The following is a 12,307-nucleotide window of genomic DNA, read 5'->3' on the forward strand; positions in this document are numbered from 1 at the left end:
CGCACGAACACCGGACCCAGCGTTTTTCCTTGTACCCCAAGCAATTCCCGGCCCCGTCGACCTGCGGAAAACCACAGGGTCGAAATGCGGTTGGACGGATTGTCCGGGCCCGCCCGCCCGGCGGATGATTCTTTTCGCGGATCCCGCAGATGATCGAGGGGAAATTGATGGCTCAGTCGCGGATCGAGGACTTCTGGCCGCTGTCGCCACTCCAGGAAGGTTTGCTCTTCCACACGGTCTACGACGACGAAGGGCCCGGCCTCTACGTCGGCCACTGGATCCTGGAGCTCGACGGCCCGGTGGAGGCCGCCAGGCTGCGCGCCGCCTGGGAGGCGCTGCTCGCCCGGCATGCCGCGCTGCGGGCCTGTTTCCGGCAGCGCAAGTCGGGCGAGACTGTGCAGCTCATCGCGCGTCAGGTGGAACTTCCCTGGCGTGAGGCCGATCTCTCCCATCTCGACGATCCCGAAGCGGCCGTGCGGGAGCTGGCCGAAGAGGATCGGGCGGCGAAATTCGACCTCGCGAACGCGCCGTTGCTGCGGCTGACCTTGATCCGCCTCGCCGACGACGACCACCGTCTCGTGGTGACCTGCCATCACGCGATCATGGACGGCTGGTCGATGCCCATCGTCTTCGACGAGCTGTCGCTGCTGTACGCGGCCGACGGCGGTCCGCTGGACCTCCCCGAGGCACGGTCCTACCGGGAATACCTCGCGTGGCTCGACAGGCAGGACAAGGAAAAGACGCTGTCGGCGTGGTCCGCGGAACTGCGGGGCGCCGACGAGCCGACGCTGGTCGCGCCCGCCGAACAGGGCCGTGCGCCCAGCATGCCCGACAACATCATGATCGACCTGCCGGAAGACCTCTCGCGCTCGGTGACGGAACTGGCCCGCGCCAACGGGTTGACGCTCAACACGGTGATCCAGGGCGCGTGGGGATTCGTGCTGGCGCAGCTGTCCGGCCGCACGGACGTCGTGTTCGGCGCGGTGGTCTCGGCGCGCCCGCCGGATTTGCCCGGCGTCGAGGCGATGGTCGGGCTGTTCCTCAACACCGTCCCGGTGCGCGTGCGGCTGGACGGCGCGAAGCCGGTCCTCGACCTGTTGGCGGAGCTGCAGAAGCGGCAGTCGGCGCTCATCTCCGGCCATTACGTCGGGCTGGCCGACATCCAGAAGACGGCAGGCCCCGGCGCGCTGTTCGACACGTTGCTCGTCGTCCAGAACTTCCCGCGTGAGCTCGGCGAAGCGGATTCCGAAGAGTCCTTCCGCATCACCATCACGCAAGGCAAGGAAGCCGCCCACTATCCGTTGACGCTGGTGGCCGTCCCCGGCGAGTCGATGCTGCTCAACCTCGACCACGTGACCGAGCGGTTCAGCCGGGACGACGCCCTGGCCATCCTCGACCGGTTCACCGGGGTGCTGCGCCAGCTCACCGAAGCGCGCGACCTCACGGTGGCGGACCTCGATCTGACGAGCGCGGCCGACCGCGCGGTGCTGCAGGAATGGGGCACGGCGGCCGAAGCGGCGCCGAGCAGCCTGGCACCGGAACTGTTCGACGGTCGTCGCGACGGGATCGCGGTCGACGACGGCGATTCGGCGTTGTCCTATGGGGAGCTGGCCGAGTACGCGGAAAGGCTCGCCGGGTACCTGAGCGACCGCGGAGTCCGTCGCGGGGACAGGGTCGCCGTGGTGATGGAGCGATCCCCCGACCTGATCGCGACGTTGCTCGCGGTGTGGAAGGCGGGCGCGGCGTACGTGCCGGTGGATCCCGCCTACCCGATGGAACGCGTCAAGTTCATGCTGGCGGACGCGGAACCGGCGGCGGTCGTGTGCGCGGAGGCGCACCGCGAGGCCGTGCTGGACGGCGGGATCGCCCCGATCGTCCTCGATCCGCGGACGCGGCAGGCGGTGGCGGAGCAGGCGCGCCTTTCGGTCGCTGTCGCGGCCGACGACGTCGCCTACGTCATGTACACGTCGGGTTCGACGGGGACTCCGAAGGGCGTCGCGGTCTCGCACGGTGACGTCGCCGCGCTGGTCGGCGAGCCCGGATGGCGGGTCGGCCCCGAAGACACCGTGCTGATGCACGCTTCGCACGCCTTCGACATCTCGCTGTTCGAGCTGTGGGTGCCGCTGGTCTCGGGCGCCCGGGTGCGGCTGGCCGGTCCGGGCGTGGTGGACGGCGCGGCCCTGGCCGGTTACGTGGCCGACGGGGTCACGGCCGCCCACCTCACCGCTGGTGCCTTCCGGGTGCTGGCCGAGGAGGCGCCGGAGTCGGTCGCGGGGCTGCGCGAGGTGCTGACCGGCGGCGACGCGGTGCCGCCGTCGGCCGTGGACCGCGTCCGGCGGACGTGCCCGGACGTGCGGGTGCGGCATCTCTACGGTCCGACGGAAGCCACGCTCTGTGCGACGTGGTGGGTGCTCGAACCCGGTGATCCGGCGGGTTCGGCGCTGCCGATCGGCCGTCCGCTCGCCGGGCGGCGGGTCTACGTCCTCGACGCGTTCCTGCGGCCCCTGCCGCCGGGGATCGCCGGCGAGCTGTACCTCGGCGGAGCCGGTGTGGCGCAAGGCTATCTGGGGCGTCCGGTGCTGACGGCCGAGCGGTTCGTCGCCGACCCCTTCGCACCCGGCGAGCGGATGTACCGCACCGGTGACCTGGCCTCCTGGACGGATCAGGGCGCGCTGACGTTCGCCGGACGCGCCGACGACCAGGTGAAGATCCGCGGCTACCGGGTCGAGCCCGGCGAGGTCGAGGTGGCGCTCGCCGAATTGCCCGGCGTCGGCCAGGCCGTGGTGACTCCGCGAGACGGGCACCTGATCGGTTACGTGGTCGCCGAAGCGGGCAAGGATCTCGACCCGGAACGGCTTCGCGGCGAACTTGCCGAAACGCTGCCCGAGTTCATGGTCCCGGCCGCGGTGCTGGTGCTGGACGACCTGCCGTTGACGGTCAACGGAAAGGTGGACCGCCAGGCGCTGCCCGCGCCGGACTTCGCCTCGAAGTCGGCGGGCAGGGAGCCCGCGACCGAGGCAGAGCGGATCCTGCGCGGCGTGTTCGCCGAGGTCCTCGGGCTGGACGAAGTCGGCCTCGAAGACAGCTTCTTCGAGCTCGGCGGGGACTCGATCTCGTCGATGCAGGTGGCTGCCCGCGCCCGCCGCGAGGGGATCCCGCTCACCCCGAGGCTGGTCTTCGAACACCGGACCCCCGAACGTCTCGCGGCGCTGGCCCCGGAGACGCGGTCGGCGGTCAAGTCCACAGTTGACACAGGAGTCGGCGAGATTCCGTGGACGCCGGTGATGCTCGCCCTCGGGGACGCCGCGATGCGACCCGGCTTCGGGCAGGCGCGCGTCGTCGTCACCCCGGACGGCTTCGACCTGGACGCGTTCGCGAGCGCGCTGCGCGCGGTGCTGGACACGCACGATCTCCTGCGGGCGCGAGTGGAGTCCGTCGGCCGGTTGACCGTGCCCGAGAAGGGATCCGCGGCCGCCCTGGTGACCCGCGTTTCCGCGGGCACCGGGGACATCGACGAGTTCGCCGCAAGCGAGGCGGAAGCGGCGATCGGCGCGCTGGACCCGGCGGCGGGGACCATGGTGCGGGCCGTGTGGATCGATGCCGGGGACGCCGAGCCGGGCCGGGTGGCGCTGGTGGCGCATCACCTGGTCGTCGACGCGGTCTCGTGGGGGATCCTGCTGCCGGATCTGCGTTCGGCGTACGAAACCGTGCGCTCCGGCGGCACTCCCGCGCTCGAACCCGCGACGACGTCGTTCCGGCGGTGGGCGCGGCGGCTGGCCGAGCAGGCGCTCGGCGCGGACACGGTCGCCGAGACCGAGTACTGGGCCGCCGTGCTGGACGGCGTGGAACCGTTGCCGGAACAGGGAACCGGACCGCGGTCGTGGTCCGGGACGGTGACCGGGAGCGCGGCGCGGGCCTTGGTGGCCCAGGTGCCGGGCGCGTTCCACTGCGGGATCCAGGAAGTCCTGCTGGCGGGTGTCGCGGGCGCGGTCGCGCGGTGGCGCGGTGACGACGCCGCGGTCCTGGTGGACGTGGAAGGCCACGGCCGCCATGCCGCCGACGACGAGGATCTGCTGCGCACCGTCGGCTGGTTCACCGGCGTCCATCCGGTCCGACTCGACGTCTCCGGCGCCGATCTGCCGTCCGGGAATCTGCTGAAGGCCGTGAAGGACCAGGTCCGAGCCGTGCCCGGCGACGGTCTCGGCTTCGGGCTGCTGCGCTATCTCAACCCCGAGACCGGGGCGAGGCTGGCGGCGTTGCCGTCCGCGCAGATCGGGTTCAACTACCTGGGCCGGGCGACCGTCGACGCCGAGGCCGGCGCGTGGCAGACGGTCGGCGGGGCGCTGGGTGGCGGTCAGGACCCGGTCCAGGCCCACGCGCTGGAGCTCGGCGCGGACGTCCAGGACACCCCGGAAGGCCCTCTCCTGCGGCTCGTGATCGACGGCCGGGATCTCGCCCCGGAAGCCGTGGAGCGGCTCGGCGAGGCGTGGCTGGAGACGTTGACCGGCCTCGCGGCCCTGGCGGACGGTCCCGGCGGGCACACCCCGTCCGACTTCGGGCTCGTGAAGCTGACGCGGCGGGACGTGGCTGAACTGGAAGCCGCCGTACCGGGGCTGGCCGACATCTGGTCACTGTCGCCGCTGCAGGAGGGCATGCTCTTCGAGCGGGCCTTCGACGACGGCGGGGTCGACGTCTACCAGACCCAGCGGATCCTGGACCTCGACGGACCGCTCGACGCGGGACGGCTGCGCGCCGCGTGGAACGACCTGGTCAAGCGGCACGCGTCGCTCCGGGCGAGCTTCCACGAACTCGGTGCCGGGGAAACGGTGCAGGTCGTCGTCGACGAGGTCGAAATCCCTTGGCGGGAAAAGGATCTGTCGCAGCTGGACGAGAAAGCCGCGAACGCGGAGGTCGAACGCCTGCTCGCGGAGGACTCGGCGGCGCGCTTCGATGTCACCGAACCTCCCTTGCTGCGGCTCCTGCTGATCCGGCTCGGCGAGGACAGGCACCGCCTCGTGCTGACGGCGCACCACCTCCTGCTCGACGGCTGGTCCACGCCGCTCGTCCTCGGCGAGACGGCGACCGGTTACGCGGGCGGACTGGTCAAACCGGCACCGTCCTATCGGGACTATCTGACCTGGCTGAGCCGTCAGGACGAGGAAGCGACCCGTGCGGCGTGGCGGGACGAACTCGCGGGCGCGGACGAGCCGACCCTGGTGGACGCCGACGCGGGCAAGACGATGGTGCTGCCGGACGAGCGTTCCGCATGGCTGCCCGAGGCACCGACCCGGGCGTTGACCGAGTTCGCCCGCGGGAACGGCCTGACCTTGAGCACGATCGTGCAGGGCGCGTGGGCGCTGGTGCTGGCACGGCTGGCGCGCCGGACGGACGTGGTGTTCGGGACGGTGGTGTCCGGACGGCCGGCGGAGGTGCCGGACGTCGAGCGGATGGTCGGGATGTTCATCAACACCGTCCCGGTCCGCGTCCGGCTCGACGGCGGTGTGCCGGTCCTGGACCTGCTCCAGGACCTGCAACGGCGTCAGTCGGAGCTGACCGAGCACCAGTACATGGGGCTGCGGGAGATCCAGAAGGCGGCGGGGACGGGCGCGGTGTTCGACACCGTCCTGATGACCGTCAACTTCCCGCTGGACGCCGCCGGGCTCGGCGACGACGGCCTCGCGATCAGCTCGATCCGCACCCGCACCGGCACCACTTTCCCGCTGTCCCTGAGCGTCATGCCCGGTGAACGGCTGCAGATCCACCTGTCCTACCGGCCCGACCGGATCGCGGCGGAGACGGCCGCCGAGATCGCCCGGCAGGTCGTGCGGGTGATCGAGCAGGTGGTGGCGGAGCCGTCGCTGCCCGTCGGCCGCCTGACCGTGACGAGCGAACCGGCGCGCGCGTCGGTGGTCGAACGCTGGAACGCGACCGGCGAACCGGCGGGCAAGACGTCCGTGCTGGAGCTTTTCCGGCGCCAGGTGGGCGTTTCCCCGGACGCGGTGGCGGCCGAGGACGGCGGGCGGACGCTGTCCTACGCCGGGCTCGACCGGGAGTCCGATCGGCTCGCCAGGCACCTGGCCGGGATCGGCGTGCGACGCGGTGACCGCGTCGGTGTCGTGATGGACCGAGGCGTGGACCTGGTGGTCGCTCTGCTCGCGGTGTGGAAGGCGGGCGCCGCGCAGGTGCCGGTGAACGTGGACCATCCGGCGGAACGGATCGAGCGGATGCTCGCCGACGCCGGTGTGTCGGTGGCGATCTGCGCGGAAGCCACGCGCGACGTCGTGCCGGACGGGATCACGCCGGTGGTCGCCGGCTCGCCGGAGATCGGGGACGCGGAGGCTCCCGAGGTCACGGTGGCGGCGCAGGACGTGGCCTACCTGATGTACACGTCGGGATCGACCGGCGTGCCGAAGGGCGTCGCGGTCCCGCACGCGAGTGTCGCGGCGCTGGCGAGCGATCCGGGCTGGTCACAGGGCCCTGACGAGCACGTGCTGCTGCACGCGTCGCACGCCTTCGACGCGTCGCTGGTCGAGCTCTGGGTGCCGCTGGTCAGCGGTGCCCGCGTGGTGGTCGCGGAGCCGGGCACGGTCGACGCCGACAGACTGCGGGAAGCGATCGCCCGCGGCGTGACCACCGTGCACCTGACGGCGGGCGTTTTCCGTGCCGTTGCGGAGGAGTCCCCGGAGTCCTTCCTCGGGCTGCGGGAGATCCTGACCGGCGGGGACGCGGTGCCGCTCGCGTCCGTCGTGCGGATGCGCCAGGCCTGCCCTGAAGTCCGTTTCCGGCAGCTCTACGGTCCCACCGAGATCACCCTCTGCGCCACGTGGCTCGTCCTCGAACCGGGCGTCGCGACGGGCGACGTGCTGCCGATCGGCGTGCCGCTGGACGGCAGGCAGGCGTACGTGCTCGACGCGTTCCTCCAGCCGGTGACCCCGAACGTGACCGGCGAGCTGTACCTCGCCGGTGCCGGTCTGGCGCACGGCTACGTGGGCGCGCACGCGCTGACCGCGGAACGGTTCGTCGCGAGTCCCTTCGCCGCCGGGGAGCGGATGTACCGCACGGGCGACCTGGCCCGCTGGACGGATCGGGGCGAGCTGGTGTTCGGCGGCCGGGCCGATTCCCAGGTGAAGATCCGCGGCTACCGCGTCGAACCGGGGGAGATCGAGGCCGCGCTGACCGATGTCCCCCAGGTCGCGCAGGCGATCGTGGTGGCGCGCGAGGAACGGCCAGGCGAGAAGAGGCTGATCGCGTACGTGACCGCGGAAGACGGGCCGGGACTGGAATCCGGCGCGGTCCGCGAGCAGCTCGCGGAGCGTCTGCCGGAGTACATGGTGCCCGCGGTGGTGCTGGTCCTGGACAGCTTCCCGTTGACGCTCAACGGGAAGATCGACCGCGCGGCCCTGCCCGCCCCCGAGTTCACCGCCCAGCGCGTCGGCCGCGCACCGCGCACCGGCACCGAGCGGCTGCTGTGCGGCCTGTTCGCCGAGATCCTCGGGCTGGACGAGGTCGGCGCCGACGACGGCTTCTTCGAACTCGGCGGCGACTCGATCCTCTCGATGCGGCTGGCCGCCCGTGCGCGGCGCGAAGACCTCGTCTTCGGCGCCAAGCAGGTCTTCGAGCAGAAGACACCCGCGGGGCTCGCGACCGTCGCCGAACGCGGTGGGCAGCTCCCTGCCGGTGTCGAGGACGGCGTCGGCGAGGTCCCGTGGACGCCGGTGGTGCGGGAACTGATCGAACACGATTCCGGTGCGCTGAACGGTGGCGCGCTCGCGCAATGGGTGACCGTCGGCGCGCCCGGCGAGCTTTCCGTGGACGCGTTGACCGCCGGGCTGGCCGCCGTGATCGACACGCACGACCTGCTGCGGAGCCGGGTCGTCGAGACCGAGGGCGCGCAACCCCGGCTGGTCGTGTCCGAACGCGGGACCGTGGACGCGACCGGGCTGGTCGAGCGGGTCGAAGCGGACAACGGCGACCTCGACGAGCTCGCGGAACGCCGAGCCGGTGAAGCGGCCGCGCGCCTGGATCCCGTCGGCGGGGTGATGGTCCGGGCGGTGTGGGTCGACGCGGGACCCGGCCGCGTGGGACGGCTGGTCGTGGTGGCGCATCACCTGGTGGCCGACGTGGTGTCGTGGCGGATCCTGCTGCCGGACCTGCAGACGGCGTGCGAGGCCGTGGCGGACGGCCGGGAACCGGAACTCGACCCGGTGGACGTCTCGTTCCGGCGCTGGGCGCGGACCCTGACCGAGCAGGCGTCGGCCCGCGGCGCGGAACTGGCGACCTGGACGGGGATTCTCGACGGCGCGCAAGCGCGGCTGGGCGAGCTCGATCCGAAGCGCGACACCATTTCCACCTCGGGACGCAAGACCTGGACCCTGCCGAGGGACCGCGCGAGCGTGCTCGTGGAGAAGGCCACCTCGGCGTTCCACTGCGGTGTCCACGAAGTCCTGCTGGCGACCCTGGCGGGCGCGGTGGCCGGCTGGCGCGGCGGCGACTCCGTCGTGGTGGACGTCGAAGGCCACGGCCGTCAGGCCCTCGAAGACCTGGACCTGTCGCGGACGATCGGCTGGTTCACCGATGTCCATCCGCTGAGGTTGGACGTGACGGGGATCGACCCGGCCGAAGCCATCGCGGGCGGCGCGGCGGCCGGGCGGCTTCTCAAGGGAGTCAAGGAAAACGTGCGTTCCGTGCCCGACGGCGGGCTCGGTTACGGGATGCTGCGTCACCTCAACGAGGAGACGGGGCAGGCCCTGGCGGTGCTGCCGAAGGCGGAGATCGGCTTCAACTACCTCGGCCGCTTCTCGTCCCGGCCCGAGGGCGACGCGGAACCCTGGCAGCTGGTCGGGACCATCGGCGGCGCGGCCGAGCAGGACCTCCCGTTGCGGCACGTCGTGGAGATCGACGCGGCGGTGCTGGACGGCGAGGGCGGACCAGAGCTCACCCTGACCGTGACGTGGGCCGGGCGGATCCTCACCGAGGCCGACGCGGAGTCGCTCGGGAAGACGTGGCTGGACGTGCTGACCGGCCTCGCCGCGCACGTCGGCGCGGGTGGCGCGGGTGGGCACACACCGTCCGACTTCCCGCTCGTTTCCCTGGCACAGAACGAAGTCGAGGAGATCGAGGCGGCGGTCCCGGAACTGCTCGACATCTGGCCGTTCTCCCCGCTGCAGGAAGGCCTGCTGTTCCACGCCATCGACGAGCGCGGCCCGGACGTCTACGCCGGCATGCGGGTGCTCACGCTCGACGGGCCGTTGGACGCCGCCCGGTTCCGCGCGTCCTGGCAGACCCTGGTCGACAGGCACGACGCGCTCCGGGCGAGTTTCCACCAGCTCGGCTCCGGCACCGGCGTGCAGGCGGTCGCCCGCCGGGTGACGCTGCCGTGGCGGGAAACCGACCTGGGACATCTGCCCGAGGCCGAGGCGCTGGCGGAGTTCGAGCTCCTCGCGGCCGAGGCGCACGCCGACCGGTTCGACCTGACCCAGGCTCCGCAGTTGCGCCTGCACCTGGTGCGTTTCGCGGACCGGCGGCACCGGCTGATCCTGTCGTCGCACCACATCTCGGCCGACGGCTGGTCGCTTCCGGTCTTCCTGGTCGAGGTGATGGCGGCCTACGAGTCCGGTGGCGACGGCCGGGCCCTGCCGGTCCCGACGTCGTACCGTGAGTACCTCGCGTGGATCGCGCGCCAGGACAACGCGGCCGCGCGGGAGGCGTGGCGGGCAGCGCTCGCGGGTCTCGACGAAGCGACCCGGGTCGTGCCGCCGGAGGCGATCGCCACGCCCATCGAGCCAGACCGCGTGCGGTTCGCGCTCGACGACGAGCTGAGCGGGCGGCTGACGGAGTACACGCGGCGGCACGGCGTCACGATGAACACGCTGTTCCAGGGTGTCTGGGCGCTGTTGCTGGCCAGGCTGACCGGACGCGAGGACGTCGTTTTCGGGACCACCGTGGCCGGGCGGCCACTGGAGATCCCCGCCGTCGAATCCGCGGTCGGCCTGTTCATGAACATGCTGCCGGTCCGGGCGCGCCTCACCGGCGCCGACCGGTTCGTCGACATGCTGGCGGAACTGCAGCGACGTCAGGTCGCGCTGATGCCGCATCAGCATCTCGGGCTGACCGAGCTCACCCAGGTCGCCGGTCCCGGCGCGGCGTTCGACACGATCGTCGTCTTCGAGAACTACCCGCCGCCGCCGGAACCGTCCGACGACCCCGACGTGCTCGCCATGCGCCCGGCGGGGATCCCGGACGACAACGGGCACTATCCGCTGTCCCTGCGCGCTTCCGAAGGCGGCGGCGTCCACGGCGAGGTCATCTACCGGCCGGACGTGTTCGACCGGACGCGGGCGGAGGAGTTCCTCGCGTCGATCGTCCGGGCGCTGGAGCAGGTGGTCGCCGATCCCCGGATCCCGGTCGGGCGGGTCGGCCTGATCGGGCCGGAGCATCGCCGCCAGGTGGTGGACGAATGGAACCGGACGGACGCGCCGCTGGTGCCGGACACGCTGCCGACGCTGGTCCGCGCCCAGGCGGTCCGGACGCCGGACGCGGTGGCGGTCGAGGACGCGGCGCGGAGCCTGACGTTCAGCGGGCTGGTGGACGAGGTCGAGGCGCTGGCCCGGCTGCTCGTCGACGCGGGGGTGCGGCGTGAAGCCCGGGTGGGCGTGCTGGTCGAGCGTTCGGTCGAGCTGGCGGTGACGCTGCTCGCGGTCACGTTCGCCGGTGGTGCGTTCGTCCCGGTCGATCCGGACTACCCGCGGGACCGCGTCGAGTTCATGCTGGCGAACTCGGCGCCCGAGGTACTGGTGTGCACGAGGACGAGCCGGGCGTTCGTGCCCGTGGAGTTCGCGGGCACGGTGCTGGTGCTCGACGCGCTGCCCACCGCCGATCCGGCCGTGGCGCTGCCGTCGGTGGCCCCGGAAGACGCGGCGTACGTGATCTACACATCGGGATCGACCGGAGTGCCGAAGGGCGTCCACGTCACGCACTCCGGACTCGTCAACCTGGGGTACGCGCATATCGAGCGGATGGCCGTGACGTCGTCCTCGCGGATCCTGCAGTTGTCCGCGATCGGTTTCGACGCCATGGTTTCCGAGCTCTACATGGCGCTGCTGGCCGGTGCGACCCTGGTGCTGCCCGACGCGGCGAACATGCCGCCCACGGTGACGCTGGGCGACGCGATCCGCCGGGCGGGCATCACGCACCTCACCGTGTCGCCGAGTGTGCTGGCGAGCGAGGACGACCTGCCCGACACCCTGCGGACCGTGCTGACCGGCGGCGAGGCCCTGACGGCCGCGCTGGTGGACCGCTGGTCGCCGGGGCGCCGGGTGATCCAGGCCTACGGGCCGACGGAGACGACCATCTGCTCGACGATGAGCGCCCCGCTGTCCCCGGGACACGACGTGGTCCCACTCGGCGGCCCGATCCACAACGTGCGGCACTACCTGCTCGACGCGTTCCTGCAGCCGGTGCCGCCCGGGGTGACGGGCGAGCTCTACATCACCGGGGTCGGGCTCGCCCGCGGCTACCTCGGACGTCCCGGGCTCACGTCAGAACGGTTCGTCGCCAGCCCGTTCGCGTCCGGCGAGCGCATGTACCGCTCCGGCGACCTGTTCCGCTGGGACCCCGACGGGCAGCTGAAGTTCGTCGGCCGGGTCGACGCGCAGGTCAAGGTGCGCGGCTACCGGGTCGAGCCCGCCGAGATCGAGGCCGTGCTCTCGGACCATCCGGGAGCCGGTCAGGTGGCGGTCTCCGTCCGCACCGACGGGCCGGGCGAGAAACGGCTGGTGGCCTACGTCGTCCCCGTCGGGTCCGATGTGGACGGTCTGGTGGCCGGGCTGCGGGAGCTGGCGGCCGAACGGCTGCCGGAGTACATGATGCCCGCCGCGTTCGTGACGCTGGAGAGAATGCCGCTCACCCCGAACGGCAAGCTCGACCACAAGGCGCTGCAGGCCCCCGATTTCGCCGCGATGGCTTCGAAACGGGAGCCGAGCACACCGATGGAGGCGCTGGTGTGCGGGCTGTTCGCGGAGGTGCTCGGCCTGGACCGGGTGGGGGCCGACGACAGCTTCTTCGAACTCGGCGGCGACTCGATCACCTCGATGCAGGTGTCCGCGATGGCCCGCCGGGAAGGGCTGGCGCTGACCCCGGGCCAGGTGTTCGCCGAGAAGACTCCGGAACGGCTGGCGGCGCTCGTCAAGCCGCTGCCGGCCGAAGACGGGACAGCCCCGGAACCGGAACCGGCCGAGGGCACGCTCGTCGCGCTTTCCCTTGATCAGTTGGAACAACTCGAGGCTGGACTGTCCGGCGACTAACGCTT

At 71.9% G+C, this 12,307-nt stretch carries 1 protein-coding gene; it reads left to right on the top strand.

The annotated features are described in order from the left end of the window. The first annotated feature begins 167 nt into the window (after positions 1-167). Positions 168-12,302: an amino acid adenylation domain-containing protein gene (locus tag AB0N89_RS29025; RefSeq protein ID WP_364210685.1), complete on the top strand. Its 12,135-nt coding sequence runs from the start codon at positions 168-170 to the stop codon at positions 12,300-12,302. Positions 12,303-12,307: the final 5 nt, after the last annotated feature.

Source organism: Amycolatopsis sp. NPDC089917 (assembly GCF_040684635.1).
In the GTDB taxonomy this organism is placed as follows: domain Bacteria; phylum Actinomycetota; class Actinomycetes; order Mycobacteriales; family Pseudonocardiaceae; genus Amycolatopsis.